The organism is Micromonospora sp. LOL_025 (assembly GCF_048060285.1).
Classification (GTDB): domain Bacteria; phylum Actinomycetota; class Actinomycetes; order Mycobacteriales; family Micromonosporaceae; genus Micromonospora.
The window spans coordinates 106923-129696 of record NZ_JBHMIR010000009.1 but is presented as its reverse complement, the minus strand read 5'-3'; the positions used below and the strand labels follow the sequence as shown (position 1 = coordinate 129696).

The window sequence follows — 22774 nt, the reverse complement described above, 5'->3', positions numbered from 1 at the left end:
GAGCGCCGGCGTCCCCGGCATCCGCGGGGTCCCGGCCCGGCTCCGCCGCGACGCCCGGGCACCGGAGACGGCGATGGCCGGGCCTGCCCGGCCCGGCCATCCCAGCGGGGTCAGCCGGTCGTGCAGGCCAGCCCGTCGAGGGTGAAGCCGACCGGACGGTTGTTGCTCGTGGACCAGCCGGCGAGGAAGCCGAACTCGACCGTCCCGCCGGCGGGCAGGGCGGAGTTCCAGGACGTGGGGGTGACCGCCACGTCCGGGCCGTCCTGCCGAACCGTGCCGTTCCAGAGCTGGCTGATCAGCTGCCCGTCCGGGAACCGCCAGCGCACCGTCCAGCCCTCGCGCGCCCGCGCCCCGGTATTGGTGATCTTGAGGCTCGCCTGGAAGCCGCCCGGCCACTGGTTGATGACGGTGTACGTCGCCCGGCAGGAGTCCGGCCCCGTGGTCGGCGTGACCGTCGGGGAAACCGTCGGACTGGCCGTCGGGGAGACGGTCGGCGTCGGGGTCGGGTTGATCCGGGTCGGGTCGACGATCCCCCAGTACGCCGACTTGGCCTGGAGTTCCGTGTCGAACAACAGCGGCGCGTCCTTGCGGGCCACCGGGAAGGTGTCCAGCCAGGTGTCGTCGTCCGCCAACCCCCACAGGGTCACCGAGGTCAACTCGTCGGCGTAGCGGCGGTAGAGGGCGAACAGGTCCCGGTACCGGTACGCCTGGGTCAGCAGCCGGTCGGCCGGCGGGGTGGGAAAGGACTCGCCGTTGTCGACGTAGATGCTGACGTCCATCTCGGTGACCTGCTGCTCGACGCCGAGCGGGATGAACGCCCGGAGCATCGCCTCGGTCTCGGCGATCGAGGGCCACTGGACGTTGACGTGCATCTGGTGCCCGACCCCGTCGATCGGCACCCCTTCGGCGCGCAGCCGACTCACCAGGTCACGCAGCTTGTCGCGCTTGGCCGGCACGTTGGTGTTGTAGTCGTTGATGTAGAGCCTCGCCGTCGGCGCGACCTCCCGAGCCACCCGGAACGCGGTCCGCAGGTAGTCCAGCCCGCTGATCTCGTACCAGCGGCTGCGCCGCAGCCCGTCGGACTGGTTCTCGTCGATCACCTCGTTGGCGACGTCCCACACCCCGATCGCGTCGCCGTAGCGGCCGACGACCGCGCGGATGTGCGCCTCCAGCCGGGACAGCAGCAGGGCCTTGTCGGCCGGGTCCGAGGTCAGCGGGGTGCCGTCGGTGTCGGTGAAGACCCAGGCCGGGGTCTGCTGGTGCCAGACGAGGGTGTGTCCGCGTACCGCCAGGCCGTTGTCGGTGGCGAAACCGACCTGGGTGTCGGCGTCGGCCCACCGGAAGGTGCCCTCGGTCGGCTGGGTGGCGTCCCACTTGAGCGCGTTGCCGGGCGTCACCGTGTCGAAGTGCCGGCGCAGCAGGACCGCCTGGTCGCCGATGATCTGCCGGTTGCCGATCGCCGCCCCGATCGGGAAGTCGGCGGCCAGCACCTCGCGCAGGGCCGGGATGTCGGTCTGCACGGGCTTGGTCGGCTGGTACGCCATGGTGAAGTCGTCGATGTGCAGGTCGGCGGTGCCGCTGGCCGTCTCCACGTACGCCGAAAGCCCGTCCACGTCGTGCGCGAGCACGTACGTGCCGCTGAGCCGGACCCACGCGTCGGCGGTGACCGCGGTGTCACCCACCACCTGGTCGTAGGCGGAGGTACCGCCGGAGTCGCGTTGCACGCTGAGCCGGACCTGGCCGGGCGACTGGCCGGCGGCGAGCCGCACCCACACCGTCAGCGTGTAGCGGGTTCCCTTGACCATCTCGTCGAGCAGGTCGAGAGCGGGGCCCTGCCAGCTCGCGGTGCGGCCGGAGGCTAGCAGGCTGTGGGTACCGCCGTGGGCGACGGCGGTGCTGACCGCGACGGTCTCACCGGCCCGGGACCGGAAGCCCTGGGTGGTGCCGTCCTCGAAGGTGGCGTCGAGCACCAGGACGGGATCGGCGGCGCGGGCGGGCGGGGTGGTCAGCGGGACGGCGGCGGCCACGGCGACGGTGGCGAGGCAGGCCAGGGCCAACAGGCCCGGCAGGAGGCGGTGACGGCGCGTCCAGGGAGCGCGCATGGCGGTGTCCTTCCGGTACGGATGGATGCGCGCGGACCGCTGGGCGAGGTTCTCGCGGAGGCGGTCGCACGCCGGTCGACCGGCATGAGCCCGCATGCCGGTGGTCGGTGGTCCCGCTCCGCTCGCGGCACCCGTGGCGGGCGCCGCTGTCGAGCACTGATGGTACGGATCACGGGCGCGTCGCTCCAGCGCGGCGCGGTGGGCGGCGCGCCCCGGCGTCGATGGCGGCGAGCGACGCCGGCCCACGCCCTAGGCTGGCCCGTACCGTCGGGTCGAGGAGGTCGGGTGGACAGGTGGGTCGCGCTGCTGCGCGGGGTCAACGTCGGCGGCGCGAAGGTCGCCATGGCCGACCTGCGTCGGCTGGTCACCGGCCTCGGCCACGACGACGTGAGGACGTACCTGCAGAGCGGGAACGTGGTCTTCGGAAGCACGGTGCGCGACGCCGACGCGCTGGCCCGGGGCATCGAGCGGGCCATCGCCGACGAGCTGGGGCTGACGGTGCCGGTGCTGGTACGCAGCGGCCGGGAACTGGCGGCGGTGGCCGGCGGCAACCCGTACGCCGACCGGGAGGACGACCCGACGCGGCTGCTGGTGGTCTTCCTCGCGACCGCGCCCGGCCGGTCCGCCGTGGACGCCCTGGCCGTGCCCGGCGGCGAGAACCTGGCGTTCACGGTCGCCGGTCGCGACGTCTACCTGCACTATCCCGACGGCGGCTACGGCCGGTCGAAGTTCACCAACAACCACCTGGAGAAGAAGCTCGGCGTGGTGGCGACCACCCGCAACTGGCGCTCGGTGCGGACCCTGGCCGAGATGTCGACGAGCTGACCCCCGGCGCCCGGCTCCGCCCCGGCGGCCGACCTGAACGCGGCGACGGGCCGCGGGTCGCAGCCCGCGGCCCGTCGTGCCGTCGCTCAGAAGTGGTACGCCGTGTGGTACTCGGGCACGACGACCCGGCTGCGCGGGGAGACCCGGCGGACGGCGGCGAGGAGCGCGTCCAGCCGCTCGCGGTCCGTCGGCGCCACGGGCACGGGGTTGCGCAGCTCGGTCTCGAAGTTGTCGAAGTGCACCGGTACCACGATCTTCGGCCGGTCCAGCGCGTCGAGCAGCCGCTCGGCGTAGTCGGCGGTGGCGGTGCTGCTCGGCAGCGCCACCATGGCCACGTCGGGGGCCAGCCCGGTCAGGTTCCGCTGGTTGAAGTCGCTGGCGCCCATGAAGAAGACCGACGGGCCGCCGGCCACCCGCACCTGGTAGGCGAGGGTGTCGCCCTCGGGCAGGTCGGCGATGGTCTCCGGCTTCGCCGGCGGGCTGACCCGGACGCCGGGGAAGGCCATCGAGTACGACCTGTTGCGGCTGTGCAGGGAGCTGACCACCTCCACGGTGTAGGCGCCGAAGTCCAGCACCTCCCCGCCCCGCACCGGGCTGAGCTGCCCCGACGGCAGCCCGTACGCCAGCCCGAGGTGGTAGGCGGTCAGCGTGCCGACGACCCGGGCGCCGGTGCGGCCGGCGATGTGCGGCACGTCCATGTAGTGGTCCCAGTGGGTGTGCGTGACGAGCACCGTCTCGGCCCGGTCCACCAGGGCGTCCACGACGTCGGTGCGGACCTCCAGCTTCTTGGCCTGGTCGAAGGCGCCCCTGAACAGCCCCGTGTCGATGCGGCTGAGGAAGGGGTCGACCAGGACGGTCCGGTCGCCGACGTCGACGCGCCAGGCCGACGTACCCCACCAGCGGAAGCTGACCGGGCCGCTGCGGCGGCCGGCCGGGGCGGCGGCGACCGGTGCGGTGAGGGCGGTGCCGGCGAGCCCGCCGGCGGTGACCAGCGCGGTGCTGGCGGCGGCGTCGCGCAGGAAGCGGCGGCGGTCGATGTTGGGCATGCGGAACTCTCCCCGTCGTGGTGCTGATCGGACGATGTCGAGCCAATCAGCACGACCCCCGCCAGGTCCAAGATCCATGCCCGACACGGTCGATACCGGACGGCATATCGGACCAGCTCAGCGGGATTGCCGACGCCGCGTGCGGCCGGCAGACTCAGCCGGCGCGCAGCACCTCGACGGCGGCTCGGGCGGCCTGGCCCATCGCCAGGTCCACGTCGATGCGGCGGGTGGCGAGCTGCGTGGCGCGGACGAAGACGGCGATGGCGTACCGCCCGCCGTCGGGGTACTCGGCCACGCCGGCCTCCAGGTGCAGACCCGGCAGGCTGCCGGTCTTGCCGGCCACCCGTACGCCGGGCGGGAAGCCGGCGGCCAGCCGGGTCCAGAAGAGCTGCCGGGCCATCCAGCCCCGGACCATCGCGCACGCCTCGGGCGGGCCGGCCTCGTCGCGCCAGATCAGGCCGAGCAGCCGGGTGATCTCCCGGGCGGTGCTCGACGTGGTGTGCGCGGGGTCGAACATCCGCATCGCGCGGACCCGCTCGGGCGGCAGGGTGGGGAAGATCCGGGCGAAGTCCGCCTCGGTACGCGCGCCGACGTCGGCGAGCATCGTCTCGACCAGGTGCCGGGGGCCGCCGACGATCCGGGTACGCGGCAGCCCCAGCTCGGCGGCGAGCATCGGCAGCACGTCCGCCCCGACCCGACGCAGCAGCAGGTCGGCGGCGGTGTTGTCGCTGACCGACATGGCGAAGTAGGCCAGGTCCCGCAGCGACACCTCGGCGTCGTCGGCGCAGCCGGCGATCCCCCACCCGCCGAGCCGGTCGTCGGCGGTGACGAGGACCCGTTCCCGGGGGTCGAGCTGGCCGGCGACGACCTGCCGGGCGAACTCCAGCACCAGCAGCACCTTGAAGATCGAGGCGATCACCACCTGCTCGTCCGCCCGTACCGCCACCTCCCGCCGGCCGCCCGACCGCCCCGGCGCCGCGCCTCCCGGCCCCGCACCGCCGGGCCGCCCGGATCCCGCGCCCCCGGGCCGTTCGGGTGCCCCGCCGTCGTCGACCGCGTCGAGGTCGACCACGTGCAGGCAGCCGGTGACCCCGACCCGTTCGAAGATCTCGCCGATGTGCTCCGTCGCCACCTGGGCACGGTAGCCGCCGCCCCCGGCCGGCGTCGGGGCACTGGCGTAGGGTCCGGCCGTGGACCTGCTCCGGCACCTGCGGCACTTCGTGGTGGTCGCCGACGAGCTGCACTTCGGGCGGGCCGCCGAGCTGCTCGGCATGGCCCAGCCGCCGCTGAGCCAGTCGGTGCAGCGCCTGGAGCGGGAGCTGGCGGTCGAGCTGTTCGACCGCTCCCGCCGGCAGGTGCGGCTGACCACCGCAGGCCAGTTGCTCCTCGGCGAGGCCGAGGAACTGCTGGCCGGGGAGGGCCGGCTGCGCAACCTGATGCGGCAGGTGCGCGACGGGGTGTCGGGAGTGCTCCGGGCGGGGGTGCCGCCGGAGACCCCCGCGGTGACCCTGCGCGCGCTGCTCGACCGGCTGGCCGGGCGCGCCCCCGGGCTCGACGTGGACCTGCACGAGCTGACCAGCGGCGAGCAGGAGCGGATGCTCGGCGAGGGACGGCTGGACGTCGGCCTGCTCCACCACCCCGTCACCGACGACGGGCTGCGCCTCGGTGCCGCCGTCGACGTACCGCTGGGGGTGCTGCTGCCGCGCGCCTCGGCGCTGGCCCGGGGCCGGGAGGTCGAGCTGGCGGCGCTGGCCGGGCTGGACCTGGTGACCGCGCCCCGGGCCACCGCGCCCGGCTGGCACGACCACCTGCTGGAGGTCTGCCGCCGGCACGGGTTCACGCCGGGGCGGGTCCGCCCCGCGCGGAACCCGGAGTTCCTCTTCGGGTTGGTGCTGGCGGGCGGCGGGGTCGCCGTCGAGCCGGCGGCGACGGCGCGCCGGGAGCCCCGGATCGCCTGGCGGCCGATCGCCGGCTCGCCGCTGGTCCGGCGCACCTCGGCGGCGTGGCCGCGCCGGGCCGCGCACCCGGCCGCGCCGATGTTCGGGCAGCTCGCGGCGGAGGTGCTGGCCGACGGGTCGGAGCCCCCGGCACCGCCGCCCGGGCCGACGCCCCGCCCCTGGCCGGTGCTCTTCGACGAGCGGGCCTGACGCCCCGCGCCGGCACGCCCGGTCAGCCCGCCGGACCCCGCCCCGGGATGAGCCGGGCTGCGTCAGGCCGTCAGGTCGAGACGCCAGTCGTTGGCGCGCATCAGTCGACCGGGCGGATATTCGAACTCGGTCTCGCCGAGCAGGGTGAAGCCGGCCTTGCGGCAGACGGCGTTCGACGGCGCGTTGTCGACCGACGGGTAGGCGTGCGCCCAGCGGTGGTTGCGCCGGGCGCGTACGACGGCCACCGCGGCCCGGACGGCGGCGGTGGCCAGCCCTCTGCCCTGGTGCTCCGGCAGCACGGCCCAGCCCAGCTCGTAGACCCGCTGGTCGCGCCACTCGCGTTCCCAGTAGCCGACGCTGCCCACCCTGCTGCCGTCGGGCAGCACGACGGAATACATGCACCCCTGCCCGGTGCCGCCGAACCGCACGTAGCGCTCGTGCCGGGCGACGACCTGCGCGTCGGTCTCCGGGCCGCCCGTGTGCTCCCGGATCTCGGGCGCGTTGAGCCGCCGCAGCAGGTCGAGGTCGTCCCCGCACCACGGCTCGATCCGCACGTCGGTCATGAGCCACCCCTTCCTCCGAAGCCCATGGAAGCACCCGCCGCCGACATCGCGCCCCGCCAGTTCCGATCTGGCGGGGCGCTGGCCGCCGTCTCGCGCCTGACGGGTGGGACCGGAGCCGGGAGGGAGAGCCATGACGCCGCTGCGCCTCGCCGTGATCATCGGCAGCACCCGGGAGGGACGGGCGGGCGACCGGATCGGCCACTGGTTCGTCGACCGGGCACGGCGGCGCGACGAGCTGACGGTGACGGTCGTCGACCTCGCCGACCACGACCTTCCCGCGAGCTGTCCGGCCGAGCCGACTCCGGCCGTCCGGTCGTTCGTCGCGCAGGTCGCGCGGGCGGAGGCGTTCGTCGTGGTCACCCCCGAGTACAACCACAGCTTCCCGGGCTCGTTGAAACAGGCGATCGACCACGCGTACGACGAGTGGCAGGCCAAACCGGTCGGCTTCGTGTCGTACGGGTGCGGTTCCATCGGCCTGCACGCGGTCGACCAGCTCCGGACGGTCTTCACCGCACTGCACGCGGTCACGATGCGCGATGTCGTCGGCGTCGACCTGCTCGACGACGCGCCGTCACCCCCGACGGCCGACCGGTACGAACGCGCCGCCGACGTCCTGCTCGACCAGCTCCACTGGTGGGGCCTGGCCCTGCGCGACGGTCGCGCCGCACGCCCGTACGTCTCCTGAACGTGTGACACATGAGGAAGGTAGGGAGCATGACACGCACCACCGGCCTGGCCATCGAGGCCGAGGGCCTGACCCGATCGTTCGGGGCCACCCGGGCGCTCGCCGGCATGGATCTCCAGGTGCCCGCCGGCACCGTCTACGGGCTGCTCGGCCCGAACGGCGCCGGCAAGACCACGGCGGTACGCGTGCTGGCGACGCTGCTGCGCCCCGACGGCGGACGGGCCCGCGTCTTCGGGCACGACGTCGTCACCGAGGCCGACGCCGTACGCGCCCGGATGAGCCTGACCGGCCAGTACGCCTCCGTGGACGAGGACCTGACCGGGCTGGAGAACCTGATGCTCCTCGCCCGCCTGCTCGGGCACGCAAAGCCGGCCGCCCGGGCGCGCGCGGAGGGCATGCTCGCCGCGTTCGGCCTCACCGAGGCGGGCGACCGGCAGGTCAAGAAGTACTCGGGCGGCATGCGGCGGCGCATCGACATCGCGGCGAGCATCCTCAACACCCCCGACCTGCTGTTCCTCGACGAGCCGACGACGGGCCTGGACCCGCGCAGCCGCAACCAGGTGTGGGAGATCGTCCGGGCCGTCGTGGCGCACGGCACGACGGTGCTGCTGACCACGCAGTACCTGGACGAGGCCGACCAACTCGCCGGCCGCATCGCGGTGGTGGACCACGGCCGGGTGATCGCGGAGGGCACCCCGGGCGAGTTGAAGTCCTCGGTCGGCTCCGGCACCGTCCACCTGCGACTGCGCGACCCGGGCCAGCGGCCGGAGGCGGAGAGGCTGCTCCAGGCGGCGCTCGGCGTGCCGGTACAGCTCGCACCCGATCCGGTCGCGCTGACCGCGCGGGTCGGCGGCGACGGCAGCGACCTCGACGCCAGCGAGCAGGCGGCCCGCGCGCTCGGCGACCTGGCCCGCGCCGGCATCCTCGTCGACGACTTCTCCCTCGGTCAGCCGAGCCTGGACGAGGTCTTCCTGGCCCTGACCGACCACCCCGCCGTCGCGGCCGACGAGCGGGACGACCAGCTGGAGGCAGCCCGATGACCAACGCCACCACCACGACCGGGCGGGCCCCGTCCGTCTACGTACCGTCGGCGGAGGCGCTGGCCACCGTCCTCGCACCCGGCGCGCGACCGCCCCGACCGAATGCGCTGTCGGCGTCGCTGACGTTCGGCTGGCGCGCGCTGCTGAAGGTCAAGCACGTGCCGGAGCAGCTGTTCGACGTGACGGCGTTCCCGATCATCATGGTGCTGATGTTCACGTACCTGTTCGGCGGCGCCCTCGCCGACAGCCCGCGTGACTACCTCCAGTTCTTCCTGCCCGGCATCATGGTGACGAGCGTCGTGATGATCACCATGTACACCGGCGTCGGGCTGAACACCGACATCGAGAAGGGCGTCTTCGACCGGTTCCGGACGCTGTCGGTCTGGCGGCCCGCCCCGCTGGTCGGCATGATCTTCGGCGACGTGCTGCGGTACGTGCTGGCGGCCGTGGTCATCCTCGGCGTCGGGCTGGTGCTGGGCTTCCGGCCCGACGGCGGGCTACCGGGCGTGCTGGCCGGGATCGGCCTGCTGGTGATCTTCTCGTTCGCGTTCTCCTGGGTCTGGACGTTCTTCGGCCTCGTCCTGCGCAGCGAGAAGTCCGTGATGGGCGTGAGCATGATGGTGCTCTTCCCGCTGACGTTCCTCAGCAACGTGTTCGTCGACCCCGGCACGATGCCCGGCTGGCTCCAGGCGTTCGTCAAGGTCAACCCGATCACGCAGCTGGTGGCCTCGGTACGCGCGGTGATGTCCGGGACGTCGGACGCGTCGGCCACCATGTGGACGCTGCTGTGGAGCGCCGGCTTCGTGGTGGTCTTCGGCACCCTGACCATGTACCGCTACAACCGCCGCTGATCCCGCCGACGACGGGCACCGCCACTCAGGTGGCGGTTCCCGTCGTCGTCCGGTGGCCGGCTAGGCTCTTCACGGTGCCCTCGGAGCAGCGCAGCGCCCCGGCCACGTCGGCGACCGACAGGTCCTCCAGGTAGCGGAGCACGACGGCGGCGCGCTGCCGGGGTGGCAGGGTACGCAGCGCCGCCACGACCGCCTGGCGCAGCGCGATGTCGTCGGCGTGGTCCCGGGCGACCCCGTCGTTGTCGCCCAACGCCTGCTCCGGCCGCCGGGCCCGCCGCCGCCACCGGTTGATCGACCGGTTGACCAGGGCCCGCCGGGCGTACGCCTCCGGGAAGGTGCGCACCCGGCGCCAGCGCACGTACATCTGCTCCAGCACCTCCTGAAGCAGGTCCTCGGCCGCGTGTCGGTCACCGGTCAGCAGGTAGGCCACCCGCAACAGCGCCACGGACCGGGTACGGACGAAGTCGTCGAACTCCGCGCCGTGCGCATCTCGCATCTGGCCCCTCCCGCTCTCTCAGTCAGCAAGACACCGCGGAGGGCTGCGGGGTTTACCGGCCCGCGACGTCGACGACCGGCCGGTGCCCGGGGGCTAGAGGCGCCAGGGCAGTGGTTCGGGCGGGAGGTAGCGGCAGGTGCTGCCCGTGGAGACGGTGTCGCGCAGGTGGGCGGCGAGGCCCGGGTGCCGCTGGTCGAGCTTGCGCAGCGCGTCCCGGATGCGGGCGGTGACCGTCTTGCGGGCCCGCTCGGCCTCGTCGCCGAGGCGGCGGCTGCGGCCGGCCAGCCCGGCGGCGGCGCGCAGCTCGGCCAGCAGGGCGCCGCGCTCGGCGTCGAGGTCGGCCAACCTCCGCCCGTCGCCGCGCCCGGCGGCCCGGTCGATCTCGTCGTCGAGCCGTTCGAGGTGCCGCCGGTAGCGGGCCTTGGCCTCGTCGTCGAGGACCGGGTCGCCGCCCATCCGGCGGGCCGCGACGAGTTCCGGCCCGGCGGCCGGGTCGAGCAGCTCGACCGCCGGGACGTCGACGCCCGGCCGGCTCAGCAGCACGTGCAGGTCGCGCAGCCCCTTCGCGTCGGGCAGGTGCACCACCACGCCGGCGTAGGTGAGCTGCCAGACCGGCCCGTCGCGGCGGAACCCGTACGCCTGGTCCGGCTGCTCCCCCAAGGCGGACGGGTGCTGCCCGGCGGCGACCGCCCGCGCGGCGTGCGGCCCGGTCACCACCGGCTGCGGGCCGGGTGGCCCGGCGGGGACGGCCCGTGCCGGGTCCGGGCCGGCGAGCGGAGCGACGGCCGACGCCGGCTGCGGACCGGCGGGCGCGGCGACCGCCCCCGGCCGGCCGGCGGGCGACGCCTCGGCCCCCGTCGGCGGCCCGCCGGCCAGGCGACGGGCCTTCCGGTCCATGCCGAGGTCGGTGGCGTCGCGGGCGGTGGTGACGCGCAGCGCGGCGGCGGCCGCCGCGTCGCCCGGGCGGTCCCGCCCGGTAAGCGCGTCGGTCAGCGCGGCGCGGGCCAGGACCGACCACGGGCGGGCGCCCAGCCGGTCGGCGGCGTCGCGGGCGGCGGAGAACCCGGCCACCGCGTCGTCCCAGCGTTCCTGCGCGGCGTCGACGAGGGCCAGCCAGTGGTCGACGGGGCCGCTGAGGTCGCAGCCGAACATCGCCGACATCCACTGCCCGCGGTACGGGCGCAGCGCGTCCCGGGCCTCGGCGCAGCGGCGGGGGTCGCGGCTCGCGGCGGCGACCCCCGCGCGCAGCCGTAGCCACAGCGGCGACACCGATCCCGGGTACGTCGTGCCGGCGGCCTCGATGCCGGCGGCCACCCGTAGCGCCACCTCGACGTCGCCGCGCTCGGCCGCGGTGACGCCCCGGAGGAGCTCCGGATGCGGGTAGCCGGTCGAGGACAGCTCGTCGAGGAGGGCGTCGACCTCGTCGGGCCGCCCCTGCAGGTGCAGCCGCGACCAGCGCAGGTGGTGGCCCATGAAGGCGAAGTCGGAGTGGTCCCACTCGCTGAGGCCGGTCAGCTCGTCGACCAGCTCGTCGGCTCGGGCGAAGTCGCCACGGAAGGCCGCGATGATGGCGTCGTCCATCGTGGCGGCCGCCCGGTGCCGGGCGTCGCCCTGGCGGGCCCCCGTGGCGAAGGTGGTGAACTCGTCGTGGTAGCGGGGGTCGCCCAGCTCGAGCAGGGCGACCCAGCGCAGCGCGGTCGCCCAGAGCACGGTCTCCCGGTCGCCACCGCGGCGCGCCACCTCGCGGATCTCGGCGGTGATCGCGGCCCGGTCGCGGGCCGAGCCCAGCCCCCAGGTGGTGTCGTGACGGGCCCACAGGCTGAAGGTGAGCGCCTCGTCGTCGTGCCCGCGCCGGGCCAGGGATTCCGTGGCGGCGATCAGGTCGGTGACGATCGTGCCGACCGGGACGGCGACCGCGGACTCGCCGATCAACCGCTGGTACGCCTCCCGCAGCACACCCTCCGGGTCGGCGAGCCGCCCGGGGCCGTCGGCGTGGCGGCGGTGCACGACGAGGGCGACCCGGGCCAGCACCACCGGGTCGTCGGCCGCCACGGCCAGCGTGGCGGCCTCGGCGAGCAGGCGGCGGGCCTCGTCGCCCGCGCCCGTGTGGTGCAGCAGTTCACCCAGCTCGATCATGATCTTCACGCGTCGGGTCGGGTCGTCGGCGACCTCGAGCGCCCGGCGGAAGTGGACCACCGACTCGTCCACGGCCAGCCGGCCGGCCGCGGCACGGGCCGCGGCGACCAGCAGCTCGGCGGCGCGGGACGGGTCGAGCTGGCCGCCGGCGAGGTGGGCGTGCCGGGCCAGGTCGGCGGGGATCAGCCGCTCGGCGAGCGCCGGTGCGCCGTCGACGGCCCGGACGACCGCCGCGTGCCGGGAGCGGCGGTCGTCGTCGGGCAGCGCGTCGTAGAGGGTCTCCCGCACGAGATCGTGGACGAAGGCGAACCGGCCCCCGCCACGGGACACCACGAGCCGGGCGGTCACCGCCCGGTCGAGCAGCCGGTCGACCTGCGCCGCCGGCGTGCCCGCGCAGGCGGCGAGGACGGGACGGTGGAACTCCCGGCCCAGCACGGCGGCGGCGGTGAGCGCCTCGACGACCGCCGCCGGCAACTGGGCGAGACGGCCCCGCACCGCCTCCCGTACGCCCGGGGGGATCGTGCCGATCCGGCCGTCGGCACGCCAGATCCGGGCGGTCTGCTCCACGAAGAACGGGTTGCCGCCGGTGCGCCGGTGCACCTCGTCGAGGAGACCGGCGTCCGGCGCCCGGCCGGCCGCGCGGGTCATCAGCGCGGCCACCTCGTCGCGGGACAGGCCGGTGAGGGTGAGCGTGGTCGCCTTCGCCACCAGCGGCATCAGCAGCCCGCGCAGCGGGTGGTCGGGGGACTCGACCTCGGCGTCGCGGTAGGTGCCGATCAGCAGCAGCCGCTCGAACCAGGTGTGCTGGGCGGCGAAGCGCAGCAGCCGCATCGAGGCGGGGTCGGCCCAGTGCAGGTCGTCGAGCACGACCACGACCGGCCGGTGCTGGGACACCGCGACCAGCGCGGTGGTGACCGCGTCGTGCAGCGCGAACTCCTCCTGGTCGACGCGGTCGTCACCGGTCGGACGGCCGGCCGCCTCGCCGCCGGCGCCGTCGGCCGCCCCGGTCGTGCCGTCGACCGCCCCGGCGTCGCCGTCCGCCGGCTCCCCGGCGGCGCCACCCGCCGCCTCACCGAGCAGCGTCGCCAGGGCCGGCTCGGCCGACTCCCGGGCCAGCGCCCAGTCGTCGGCCGAGCGGCGCAGGCCGCGCAGCACCTGCACCCAGGGCCAGTAGCCGGGCGCGCTGTCGGAGTCCCAGCAGGCGGCGCCGAGCACCAGCGCGCCCCGCCGGCGGGCCTCTCCGGCGGCCGCCGTGACCAGCGTCGTCTTGCCGATGCCGGGCTCCCCGGCGACGAGGACCAGACCGCCGTGGCTGGTGGTCACCCGGTCGATCTCGGCGCGCAGCAGACCCGCGGGATGCTCCCGCCCGATGACGTCCTCGTCGTACCGCGGATCCATGACGCACAGACCGTAGCGGAACGGTAGGACATCGCGAGCCCTTTACCCGGCGGGCGCCGCGATCCTCCGCACAAGGAACGACGCCGTGCAGCGGAGGTCAGCGCGCGTCGGTGACCACGTGGGAGCAGGCGGCGCAGGCGGCACGGCCCTGCTCGGCGTACCACCGGCAGGTCCGGCGGATCGCGCAGCGCGGCAGGTCGTCCTCCGCCGGGCCGGCGGTCTCCTGGAAGGACGCCGCCACCCGCTCGCCGAGGCCGCAGTGCTCGCCCGTCCAGAAGCCGCACTTCGCGGTCACGCACGGGCCGGCCAGCCGGTAGCGCGACTCGACCGGCGTGTCCGTGCCGGCCTGGGCGAGGGCGACCTCGGCCGGCAGCGCGGGCGTCACGTAGGCGACCCGCCCCGCCGGAGTGATCATGCCGAGGAACACCGTGGCGTTGGCCGCGGGGGTGCTCGGGCACATCCGCTCCGGCGGGTCCGGCCGGTGGGCGGTGTCCGTCACCGCTGCATCCAGAAGCCGATGTCGTTGATCTTCTGGCCGAGTTCCTGGGCGAACGGGCCGTCGATGACCCACATGCCGTACCACTCGGGGCGGAGCTTGAGGTTGGCGTGCCCGACGGCGAGCGGGGTGGTCAATCTGCTGCCGGCGACGGAGAGGGCGTTGAGGCCCGCCTTCTGGATCTCGCTCGCTATCAGGCTCTGCTGTTCGGTGGTCAGGTCGACGCCGTCGACGACGAAACGGAATTCGCTGCGTGCCATGTCCTACCTCCGGTGGTCAGTACGATTCGGTCCGCAGCCCGCGCCGCAGACTCGCTCTGGTGAACGCCGCCCAGCCGGAGCGGGAGGCGGGGTCGATCGCGTGCCCGGCCCGGCTGACGTGCTCCCGCCAGTTCGTCGGGTCGGCCGTGCGCAGCCCCCACAGCTCGCGGCAGGCGGTGACCGCGAAGGCCACCTGCTCGCCCGAGCCGGTCCAGCCGGCGGGGCCGTCGGCCACCCGCAGTGCGCCGTCGGCCTCGACGCGCACCGCCGGGAAGTGGTGGTGCAGGCTGGCGAGGGTGGCCAGGTGGGCGGCGTCGGACCGCCCGGCGGCGAAGGCGTCCCGCGTCTCGTCGTCGCGGGTGACCCGGATGGCGTGCAGGGTGAAGGTGTCGCCGCCGGCGCCGACCCGGCCCTCGACCTCCACGGGGGTGCTCCAGACCCGGGGCGAGTTGGCCGACCAGAAGGCCAGCCAGGCCTCGAGGAGTTCGTGGAGGTCCGCCTGGATGCGGGCCGGGCCGTCGGCGAGCCGGGCGCCCGCGATCCGGTCCCGGACGACGAGACGCCGGGCCTCCCGCGCCGGGGGCGCCTCCCCGGCGGGTGCTGCGGTGGATGGCGCGGCGTGGGCGGCGGTCGCCCCGGCGACGGTGACCGCCGAGGCCGCGGCGGCGCCGAGCAGGATCCGACGCCGGGACAGTGAGGTGTGGGAATCGTTCATGGTCCGCCTTTCATGGACGGCCTGTACCACGACACGCTATCGACAGACGTAGATCAGGAGGGGTGCTCCGCTATCGGTGAACCGACACCGGCGCCGGTGATCGACGGCGGCGGAATCCCGGTCGATGTGCTGTCGGCCGCCGCCGCTCCCCCGCCGGGTCGGATACGCGCCTAACGATTGATAAGCATCCATCGATGCTCGTAGCATCCCCGTCATGCGTGTCCGTCGCGTCACCACCGCCGCCGTCCTCGCCGCGCTGCTGAGCTCCTTCGCCGTCGGCGCCGCGCGGGCGGACGACGCCCCGGCGCTCACCACGCCCGGCAGCCCCGTCGTCCTGGTCGACGAGCCCCACCGCCTCACCCTGTCCTGGACGCCCTCGACCTGGGTGGGCGAGCCGGCCGGCGAGGAACCGATCACGTACGAGGTGCGGGCGCAGCTGGGCCCGTACGTCTACCGGAGCCTCGGCAGCACGACCGCCACCACCCTGACGCTGACCAACCTGGCGCCGGGCAGCGAGTACCGGCTCGTCGTCAGCGCCTACACCCTCGGCGGCTACTCCGACCCCTCCCCCGCCACCGGTGTCCGCACGGCGTACGGGCGGGCCAAGGTCAGCTACCTCAACCTCGACTGGTCACCGACGGACAACCAGATCCAGCACGTCCTCCAGGTCACCAACACCGGCACCGCGCCGCTCGACCTGGCCACCGTGCGGGTGCGCTACCACCTGGTGTTCGAGGGCGGCAACACCTCCCTCGTGCTGAACTGCGACTGGGCGGCGCTGGGCTGCGACCGGATCCGCCGCAGCATGACGTTCTTCCCGCCGCCCCTGCCGCCCGGCGGCCCGCCGACGCCCACCCCGACGCCGACCCGGTACCCGCTGCCGGGCACGCCGATCCCCGGCTGGGTGGAGCTGAACTTCACCGAGGGCGTCCTGGCCCCGGGCGCGTCGTCCGGGCCGATCCAGCTGCGCCACCACCGGCACGGCTGGACCGACATCGACGAACGCGACGACCTGAGCTGGCGCGCCGCCACCGGCCGGTGGACCGACAACAGCCGGATCACCCTCGACGTGGACGGCGTACGCGAGTTCGGCGACACGTTCGCCTGACGCGCGCCGGCCGCGCAGGGCCGGCCGGTGGCACCGCCCCCGGATCGGGTCGGCACCACCGGCCGGCGCGTGGTGACTACGCCGTCGCGCAGATGGCGTACGCGGTGTTGGTCCAGTTGCCGGTGAAGGTGTCCTCCTCGTACGCGCCGGAGGTGACGGTGGCCGGCGCGGCGGCCGGGCCACCGTTGGGGCGGAAGTCGTCGACGACGCCCTCGCCCATGATGCCGTTGAGCTCGTAGCCGGCCCCGGTCAGCACCTTCCCGATCGGACAGGCCGCGGCGACGCTGTGGAAGTCGTTCGAGTCACTGGGGCTCACCGCGGAGGTGCGGACCAGGCCGGCGAGGGGGTTGGCGCAGATCGCGTACGCCGTCGCGGACCAGTTGCCGGCGAAGGCGTCGGCCTCGTACGCGCCCACGAAGACCGAGGTCGGCGCGGCGGCCGGGCCGCCGTTGGGGCGGAAGTCGTCGACGACGCCCTCGCCCATGATGCCGTTGAGCTCGTAGCCCGTCCCGGTGAGCACCTTGCCCACCGGGCAGGCGGCCGTGACGCTGCGGAAGTCGTTCGAGTTGCTGGCGCCGGCCGCCGAGACCCGCACCAGACCGGCGACGGGGTTGGCGCAGATCGCGTACGCGGTGAGGGACCAGTTGCCCGCGAACGCCTCCGCCTCGTACGCCCCGACGGTGACGGCGGTCGGCGCGGTGGCCGGGCCGCCGTTGGGGCGCAGGTCGTCGACCACCGCCTCGCCGGTCGCCCCGTTGAGTTCGTAGCCCGTCCCGGTCAGCACCTTGCCCACCGGGCAGGTCGCCGTGACGCTGCGGAAGTCGGTCGAGTTGCTGGCGCTCGTCACGGCGATGCGCACGAGGCCGGGGACGGCGGCCGAGGCGGGGGCGGCCGGGACGACCACCACCACCGCCACGGCGAGGCCGACGGCGATCCCAAGCGCGCGGGGGCCGAGCCGGCGGGCTGTTGCCTGAGCTGACATCTGACTCTCCTGTCTGTCGCCCCGGCCGGCGAAGGCCCGCGTCACGACGGGCCGTCACGCGCCACCGAGGCACTCGAAATGACGTGCTCACGCTATGCAGTCAGACGACCAGGCATTATCTCCAAACCGACTACGTCCAGTAACCGACTCGGCGCGCGCTCCTCGTCAGGCGTCACGACGACGGTTCACGATCCGACGCGCCTCCCGGGCAGCGGCAGGTCCTCGACGTGACCCCACTCCAGCTCCCGATTCCCGATGAGCGCCGCCTCGCCCCAGGACACCCGGAGCAGGCCCGCGTCGGAGTTGCACGCGAAGCCGACCAGCAGCACGCTCGGCCGGGGAGCCAGCTTCTCGATGGCCTCCCGGAGGGCCGAGCGGTCCCGCTCCTCCTCGGGCGTCAGCGGCATCAGCGGCAACGGCACCTCCCGGTGGCTCGGCTCGGGACCGAAGAGGATCAGCAGGTCCCGGATCAACCGGCTGAGGTCGCTGCCCGGCCGGACGTCCCTCATGTCGACGTCGCCGCGCTTCGCGTACCGCCAGGGCAGCAGGAGATGGTCGCGGCAGATGGTGACGCGCACCTGGGCGCGGGGAGGATGGACGTCCGTCACGCCGGGGAGTTCCATCAGGTGCTCGTGCAGCACCTCGTACTGCTGTTTCCAGCGCACCGGCCCGAACGCGTGGTCGGTGTCGAGTGCCGACGCCTCGCGCGCGCCTCGCGCGCGCCTCGCGCGCGCCTCGCGCCAGCTCGACGGCGCGATGGAGGGCGGCCGGAATCCCCTGGCGCAGGGCCGCCGCCAGCGGGTGGCCGAACCTCTCGACCGACCACCGGGATGGACCGCCGGAAGCATCCACACCATCACCTCATGTGCTCGCCCACACACCCTGGGTAGCACCCTCTCACGATGATCGATGGGTCCGGAAGCCCCTCGACCGCGCTTCCGACGGCGGGCGGACCCGCCAGAGGCGAGTCAGCCGGGATGCCGGATACCGTCGGCCGGCACGCCGACGCCGGCGAGCAGGGCGAGGATCGTCTGGTTCGCCTCCCAGCCGTCCGGGAACTTGACCGGCACGTCGAGGTGCACGGCCTCCGTCGACGGGTGGGCGTCCAGCAGCTCGCCGATCCCCGCGCGCGCCACCACGACGCACGCCTGGCGGTGCCGCGACGCCAGCACGCAGAGCCGCCCCGACTCCAGGTGGAACGCGGTCGCGTCGCGCCGCCCCGACAGCGGGTGCAGCACGATCGTCACGTCGTACTCCCGGCCCTGGAGCCGGTTGGCGGTGTCGACGGTGATGCCGGCCCCCGCCGGCCCCAGGCGCGCGCGGATGGCGGCGGCCTGGTCGCGGTGCGCGGCGCCGACGGCGATCCGGTCGGCGGTGACCGGCGCGCCCGCCGGCGCGTGCTCGGAGACCGCGACCGCGCCGCGTTCGAGCACCCGCAGCGCCAGCGCCGCGCAGGCCGAGGCGGCCTCGGCATCGGTACGCAGGGTCTGCCGCGCCGGCAGCTCGTACAGCGCCCAGCCGGTGGCCGCAGCCAGGTCCACCGCCCGGTCCAGGGCGTCCCCCGCCCCGGGCCCGCCGAGGTGCAACGCCCGGTCGGCGGGGCCGGTGCCGGCCCGGAACCCGGTGAACGGGTAGAACGCCGCCGCCACCACCGGCGCCGCCGAGGCGGGCAGCCGCCACGACACCGGCAGCCGGTGCACCGGCAGCGCCGGGTTGTGCCGCAGCAGCACGGCCACCGCCGACTGCATCGGGTCCCAGGTCAGGCCCGTCCAGCGCCCCGTCTCGACCGTCGAGAACGGGTCGAGCTGACCGGGGTCGCCGACGAACAGCGCCCGCTCGAACCGCCCGGCCACGCGCAGCAGGGCGTCCGAGCGCATCTGGTACGCCTCGTCGACGATCGCCCACGGCCAGGAGCCCTCGGCGACCGTGGCCCACTTGGCGGCCGTACCGATGATGACGGCCGGACCGCCGAGGTCGGCGACCTTCGCGCCGACCCGGACCGTCTCGTGGCCCCTGACCCGCTCGGACGGCCGGTAGTCGGCGGCGGAGAGCCGCCCGATGCGCAGCTCGGGCGCCTTGCGCGCCAGGCGGTCGATGAGGTCGTCGACCTGCTCGTTGGTCTGCGCGATGATGATCAACGGCTCGCCGGCGGCGGCCAGCTCGACGGCGGCGCGCACCACCAGGGTCGACTTGCCGGCCCCCGGCGGCGAGTCGACCACCACGCCGCGGTGGTCGCCGGAGCGCAGGTCGGCCAGTACGGCGGCGATGACCCGCTCCGCCTCGACCGCCGGCGGCACCTCCAGCCCGGAGCGCATCGATTCCCCCTCCCCGCGAGGTCTACGGGACACTACGCCCTGGTCAGGCCGCGCAGGAAGGCCAGCCCCTCCGTGGCGAGCGTGTCGGGGTCGGCGGTGAGGGGCCGCCACACGGACATCGGCACGGCCAGGGCCTCAGCGGTGAACGACTCGATGTTCACCTGGCCGGCGTAGCCGATGCCGGCCAGGGCGTCGAACATCCCCGGCCAGTCGAGGTGGTCGCCGCCGGGCGCCCCGCGGTCGTTGCCGCACACCTGCACGTGCGCGAGCCGGTCGCCGGCCAGCCGGAGGGCGGCCGGCAGATCGCGCTCCTCGATGTTGAGATGGAAGGTGTCCAGCGCCAGGCCCAGGCCCGGGACGCCGGCCACCACCTCCAGCGCCTGGTCGACGGTGTTGAGCAGGCTCGTCTCGAACCGGTTGAGCGGTTCGAGGGCGATCGTCACGCCCTGCCCGGCGGCCTCGTCGGCCAGCGGTCGGAGCCGCTGCACGAGGCGGGCGGTGGCCGCCCGCCGGGCGTCCGCGTCGAGCAGCCAGCGACGGCCGGCCGGGGCGTAGAGCGGGCCCGCCACCACGGCGGCCCCCACCCGGCTCGCGGCCCGCACGCAGTGCCGCACGAACTCCTCCGTACGCCGCACGACCTCCTCGTCGTCGGCGAGCAGGTCGTGCTCGGGCAGCAGGCCGGCACAGACGGCGGGGGCCAGGCCCAGCCCGGCGAGCAGGTCGGCGGCGCGGGCGGGGTCCCAGTCCCCCGGCGCCTGGACGGTCAGCTCGATGGCGTCGAAGCCCCACGCCCTGATCCGTGGGGCCAGTGCGGCGAGCGCCTCGTCGGTCAGCGGTGCCGCCCACGCCCACGTGTTGATGCCGATCCGCACTTGTGCCCTCTCGCCGTCGCCTCGATGAGGCCGTCGACTGTAGAGCGTCGACGGCTGTCCAGGAAACCTGGAGCGGCAGGACTAGTCACCGTCACACCGGGTACCCGCGCGCCGGATGTGGAGGTGGTGCCTGGATGGCGAAGTTCATGCTCACGTCGACCTACACGGTCGAGGGGCTCCACGGGCTGAGGCAGGACGGCGGGACGAGACGCGCCGAGGTGGTCCGCGCGTTGATCGAGAATGCCGGCGGCCGGATGGAGGCGCTGTACTTCGGGTTCGGCCAGTACGACACGTACGTGGTGTGCGATCTTCCGGACCTTCGGACCGCCGCCGCCCTGGCCGTCACCATCCGGGCGTCCGGCGGCCTGGACTCCCGGATCAGCCCGCTGCTGGCCCCGGAGGAAGTGGACGAGGCGCTCGGGATGCAGGTGGCGTACCAGCCGCCCGGGGCCTGACCCTTCGAGCCGCTCGCCGGGCCGCGTGCTGCGCGCCGGCTGCGGTAGGCGGCCGTCAGGGCGCCATCTCGGCCGGCAGGTGGATGCGGTCGGCGGGCACTCCGGCGGCGAGCAGCCGCAGCCGCGCGCCGGCGAGCATCGGCGGCGGGCCGCAGACGTACACGTCGTGGTCGGGGCGGTGGTGGCCGAGGGCGATGGTCAGGGCGTCGCCCCGCTCGGCGGGCTCCGGCCCTCCAGCGTGCACCAGAAGTCGTCGGCGCCCCTGTCGACGACGCGCCGGTGCTGCTCCTCCGACAGGCCAAACCCGCCACGGGTCCGCCGCCAACTGGCTCTCGACGGCCGCGGCGAGGTCCGCCGCCAGATGAGCGCCGAGCCGCTCCAGGTCGACCCCGATGAGGTACGGCGACAGCTCCGCGTCGGCCACCACATGGCGCAGCCACCGGCCGACCGCCTCCTGCGCGGCCACGCCCAGTCGCCCAGCTCGACCCGGGCTTCGGCTTCCTCCGCGGTGGCGATGATCAGGGCCGAAAGAGTGCCCATCAGGGTGGTCACGTTCTTCTGCCCCTCGCGATACGGCTGCTGGAGTGGCGCCGGGGCGGGCGGGAGCGGAGCTGTGTCGTTCGGGGATCGACGCAGTTCTGGAGCCAGCACCGGCCGGGCCATACGTCGACCTTCGACTCCGGCCAGGGCTCCCGCTTTGCCGCGATGATCGTGACAGCGATACACGCTGTGCATGCCTTCGTCACTCAGGCGCCTGAGTCGCGGCTGCTTGGCGCCGAGGACGGTACGAACACGCGCTGCGCATACCGCCCCGCACAGAGTGACCTCGGTGGATAGAGTCAACGAGGCGAATCGACGCGGCCACAAGGAGAATCCCTTGAACAGACACATGCGATGGATGCTCAACGCCCTCGCCGTTCCGCTCGTATTGCTGACTGGATACGGCATTGCTCGGGTAGGCAACGCGCCGACGCAGCAGGCAGCCGCGCCAGTAGGCAGTGTGACCGAGTATCCGTCCATGACCGCGCTACGCAAGGTCGAACAGGCGGGCGTCGCCTACGAACTCAGCTGGAAGATCACCAGCTCACCGCTGATCGTCGTCGCCCCACACGGTGGCTCGATCGAATCACGCACCAGCGAGACTGCGAGCGCAATCGCGGGCGCCAACCACACCCAGTGCCAGTTCAAGGGCATGCTGCCGGCTGGCCAGAACTTCCCGCGGCTACACGTCACGAGTGAGAACTGGGACGTCGAGGAATGCCTGATCCTGATCGGCCAGCGGACCCACGCACTGTCGGTTCACGGCACGTCCAAGGCGGGCAAGGTCGTCTACATCGGCGGACGGGATACCGCCACCGGCGCGGAGCTGGCGACAGCCCTACGTGCCGCCGGCTTCAGCGTCGTCCAGCCCGCGCCCGCAGACATCGCTGGTACGTCGACCGCGAACTTCGTCAACAAGGACGCCGACGGTGCCGGCGTTCAGCTTGAACTGACGTACGACCTACGAATGGAGCTGTTCCCGACGAAGGATGGGGCGCCCTCGACGAGTGGGCAAGCGTTCGTCGAAGCCGTGCAGGGCGTGTACGCCTGACAGACCATTGCCCGGATGCAACGCTGCGTCGCTCGCCTTTCGGGTCGCCGATGCTGTCGAGCTGCCCCGCCCATAGGGGCATGACCGGTGAGTAGCCCACCGGCGGGCGGCGTCAACGAGCGGACCGTGGTGGGGACGCCGGAGCGGTGCGTTGCTTGCGCTGCCGGAGCGACCAGGGTCTGGACGGAAGGTCCACGATTATGGCGGGCAGGTCCGGGGCCAGGTCGGGGTGGTCGTGGGCGACGCGGGTGGTATCTACGGATTCCCGCTACCCGCCGAGACCGGATGGTAGGGCGGCATCCACGAGCCCATCCCGACCAGGTTCACCGACGAGGACGGGAAACGGACCTTCGCCATCAGCGAACTGATGGTGGCCCCTGAGTGGCGCGGCCGAGGGATCGCCAAGTCGCTGCACGACGAGCTACTCGCTGGGCGTACCGAGAAACGTGCCACCCTGCTGGCAGAGCCGGACAACACCCCAGCCCAGGCCGCCTACCGGAGCTGGAGATGGCGAAAGGTCACCAAACTCCGGCCCGGCTGGGAGCACGTGGCCACCTACAACGTCATGGTGAAGCAGCCCGTGCCAAGCCACGCGAAATGAGATGAGATGAGAGCAAGACTGTCACGTAGTCGACAACAGTTGAGCGCGGCACGGTAAGACGGTCCGGTGCGAGGCCGGCTACCGTGCCCG

At 74.1% G+C, this 22774-nt stretch carries 23 protein-coding genes; 9 read left to right on the top strand and 14 right to left on the bottom strand.

What is annotated here, in order from left to right; all coding sequences use genetic code 11:
• Window positions 1-110: 110 nt before the first annotated feature.
• Window positions 111-2102, bottom strand: coding sequence for an endo-1,4-beta-xylanase (locus ACFHW0_RS14695; protein WP_416607904.1), 1992 nt, complete (start codon window positions 2100-2102; stop codon window positions 111-113).
• Window positions 2103-2387: 285 nt separating this feature from the next.
• On the opposite strand from ACFHW0_RS14695, the gene ACFHW0_RS14690 reads away from it, so the two are divergent.
• Window positions 2388-2927 (top strand): DUF1697 domain-containing protein, encoded by a 540-nt coding sequence (locus tag ACFHW0_RS14690; RefSeq protein WP_416607901.1) that lies wholly within the window; start codon window positions 2388-2390, stop codon window positions 2925-2927.
• Between the two features lie 86 nt (window positions 2928-3013).
• Here the strand turns inward: ACFHW0_RS14690 and ACFHW0_RS14685 are convergent, their stop codons facing one another.
• Window positions 3014-3973: an MBL fold metallo-hydrolase gene (locus ACFHW0_RS14685; protein ID WP_416607898.1), complete on the bottom strand. Its 960-nt coding sequence runs from the start codon at window positions 3971-3973 to the stop codon at window positions 3014-3016.
• Between the two features lie 154 nt (window positions 3974-4127).
• The gene (locus ACFHW0_RS14680; protein WP_416607896.1) at window positions 4128-5105 is read right to left on the bottom strand and encodes a serine hydrolase; all 978 of its coding nucleotides are present in this window, start codon (window positions 5103-5105) and stop codon (window positions 4128-4130) included.
• A gap of 58 nt (window positions 5106-5163) precedes the next feature.
• Here ACFHW0_RS14680 and ACFHW0_RS14675 point away from each other — a divergent pair, with 58 nt between their 5' ends.
• On the top strand, window positions 5164-6120 hold the full coding sequence (locus ACFHW0_RS14675) for a LysR family transcriptional regulator (RefSeq protein WP_416607894.1): 957 nt from the start codon (window positions 5164-5166) through the stop codon (window positions 6118-6120).
• Window positions 6121-6182: 62 nt separating this feature from the next.
• Here the strand turns inward: ACFHW0_RS14675 and ACFHW0_RS14670 are convergent, their stop codons facing one another.
• A complete protein-coding gene (locus ACFHW0_RS14670; RefSeq protein WP_416607891.1) occupies window positions 6183-6683 on the bottom strand; it encodes a GNAT family N-acetyltransferase in 501 nt (166 codons plus the stop codon).
• 130 nt (window positions 6684-6813) lie between these two features.
• Between ACFHW0_RS14670 and ACFHW0_RS14665 the strand changes: the two genes are divergently transcribed.
• Genes ACFHW0_RS14665 through ACFHW0_RS14655 form a run of 3 tightly spaced genes read left to right on the top strand, consistent with a single transcriptional unit; the run spans window position 6814 to window position 9259 of the window.
• Entirely contained in the window at window positions 6814-7368 is a 555-nt protein-coding gene (locus tag ACFHW0_RS14665; protein WP_416607888.1) for an NADPH-dependent FMN reductase, read from the top strand.
• Between the two features lie 29 nt (window positions 7369-7397).
• The gene (locus ACFHW0_RS14660) at window positions 7398-8408 is read left to right on the top strand and encodes an ATP-binding cassette domain-containing protein (RefSeq protein WP_416607887.1); all 1011 of its coding nucleotides are present in this window, start codon (window positions 7398-7400) and stop codon (window positions 8406-8408) included.
• Entirely contained in the window at window positions 8405-9259 is an 855-nt protein-coding gene (locus ACFHW0_RS14655) for an ABC transporter permease (protein WP_416607885.1), read from the top strand. The genes ACFHW0_RS14660 and ACFHW0_RS14655 overlap by 4 nt, the downstream gene beginning before the upstream one ends.
• Window positions 9260-9284: 25 nt before the next feature.
• On the opposite strand, the gene ACFHW0_RS14650 is transcribed toward ACFHW0_RS14655, so the two are convergent.
• The 5 genes from ACFHW0_RS14650 to ACFHW0_RS14630 all read right to left on the bottom strand — a co-directional run bounded on the left by ACFHW0_RS14650 (window position 9285) and on the right by ACFHW0_RS14630 (window position 14760).
• Window positions 9285-9755 (bottom strand): SigE family RNA polymerase sigma factor, encoded by a 471-nt coding sequence (locus ACFHW0_RS14650; protein WP_416607884.1) that lies wholly within the window; start codon window positions 9753-9755, stop codon window positions 9285-9287.
• A 93-nt stretch (window positions 9756-9848) separates the two neighbouring features.
• Window positions 9849-13289, bottom strand: coding sequence for an AAA family ATPase (locus ACFHW0_RS14645; protein WP_416607882.1), 3441 nt, complete (start codon window positions 13287-13289; stop codon window positions 9849-9851).
• 97 nt (window positions 13290-13386) lie between these two features.
• The gene (locus tag ACFHW0_RS14640) at window positions 13387-13788 is read right to left on the bottom strand and encodes a hypothetical protein (protein ID WP_416607880.1); all 402 of its coding nucleotides are present in this window, start codon (window positions 13786-13788) and stop codon (window positions 13387-13389) included.
• Window positions 13785-14045, bottom strand: coding sequence for a hypothetical protein (locus tag ACFHW0_RS14635; RefSeq protein WP_416607878.1), 261 nt, complete (start codon window positions 14043-14045; stop codon window positions 13785-13787). The genes ACFHW0_RS14640 and ACFHW0_RS14635 overlap by 4 nt, the downstream gene beginning before the upstream one ends.
• A gap of 16 nt (window positions 14046-14061) precedes the next feature.
• The gene (locus ACFHW0_RS14630; protein WP_416607876.1) at window positions 14062-14760 is read right to left on the bottom strand and encodes a hypothetical protein; all 699 of its coding nucleotides are present in this window, start codon (window positions 14758-14760) and stop codon (window positions 14062-14064) included.
• Between the two features lie 214 nt (window positions 14761-14974).
• Here ACFHW0_RS14630 and ACFHW0_RS14625 point away from each other — a divergent pair, with 214 nt between their 5' ends.
• Window positions 14975-15868, top strand: coding sequence for a cellulose binding domain-containing protein (locus ACFHW0_RS14625; RefSeq protein WP_416607874.1), 894 nt, complete (start codon window positions 14975-14977; stop codon window positions 15866-15868).
• A gap of 76 nt (window positions 15869-15944) precedes the next feature.
• Here the strand turns inward: ACFHW0_RS14625 and ACFHW0_RS14620 are convergent, their stop codons facing one another.
• From ACFHW0_RS14620 to ACFHW0_RS14605, 4 genes are all read right to left on the bottom strand, one after another.
• Window positions 15945-16850, bottom strand: a complete 906-nt coding sequence (locus ACFHW0_RS14620) for a hypothetical protein (RefSeq protein ID WP_416607872.1) — start codon at window positions 16848-16850, stop codon at window positions 15945-15947.
• A 185-nt stretch (window positions 16851-17035) separates the two neighbouring features.
• Window positions 17036-17515: a hypothetical protein gene (locus tag ACFHW0_RS14615; protein ID WP_416607870.1), complete on the bottom strand. Its 480-nt coding sequence runs from the start codon at window positions 17513-17515 to the stop codon at window positions 17036-17038.
• 303 nt (window positions 17516-17818) lie between these two features.
• Complete coding sequence (locus tag ACFHW0_RS14610) at window positions 17819-19165, bottom strand: AAA family ATPase (protein ID WP_416607868.1); 1347 nt, start codon at window positions 19163-19165, stop codon at window positions 17819-17821.
• 32 nt (window positions 19166-19197) lie between these two features.
• A complete protein-coding gene (locus tag ACFHW0_RS14605; RefSeq protein ID WP_416607866.1) occupies window positions 19198-20037 on the bottom strand; it encodes a sugar phosphate isomerase/epimerase family protein in 840 nt (279 codons plus the stop codon).
• A gap of 134 nt (window positions 20038-20171) precedes the next feature.
• Here ACFHW0_RS14605 and ACFHW0_RS14600 point away from each other — a divergent pair, with 134 nt between their 5' ends.
• On the top strand, window positions 20172-20492 hold the full coding sequence (locus ACFHW0_RS14600; RefSeq protein WP_416607864.1) for a GYD domain-containing protein: 321 nt from the start codon (window positions 20172-20174) through the stop codon (window positions 20490-20492).
• Window positions 20493-20547: 55 nt separating this feature from the next.
• Here the strand turns inward: ACFHW0_RS14600 and ACFHW0_RS14595 are convergent, their stop codons facing one another.
• Window positions 20548-20958 carry a hypothetical protein gene (locus ACFHW0_RS14595; RefSeq protein WP_416607862.1) on the bottom strand — a complete coding sequence of 137 codons (411 nt, stop codon included), beginning with the start codon at window positions 20956-20958 and terminating at the stop codon, window positions 20548-20550.
• 411 nt (window positions 20959-21369) lie between these two features.
• Here ACFHW0_RS14595 and ACFHW0_RS14590 point away from each other — a divergent pair, with 411 nt between their 5' ends.
• Together ACFHW0_RS14590 and ACFHW0_RS14585 are read left to right on the top strand one after the other, a co-directional pair.
• The gene (locus ACFHW0_RS14590) at window positions 21370-22083 is read left to right on the top strand and encodes a poly-gamma-glutamate hydrolase family protein (protein ID WP_416607861.1); all 714 of its coding nucleotides are present in this window, start codon (window positions 21370-21372) and stop codon (window positions 22081-22083) included.
• Window positions 22084-22381: 298 nt separating this feature from the next.
• Window positions 22382-22684 carry a GNAT family N-acetyltransferase gene (locus ACFHW0_RS14585; protein WP_416608143.1) on the top strand — a complete coding sequence of 101 codons (303 nt, stop codon included), beginning with the start codon at window positions 22382-22384 and terminating at the stop codon, window positions 22682-22684.
• Window positions 22685-22774 lie beyond the last annotated feature (90 nt).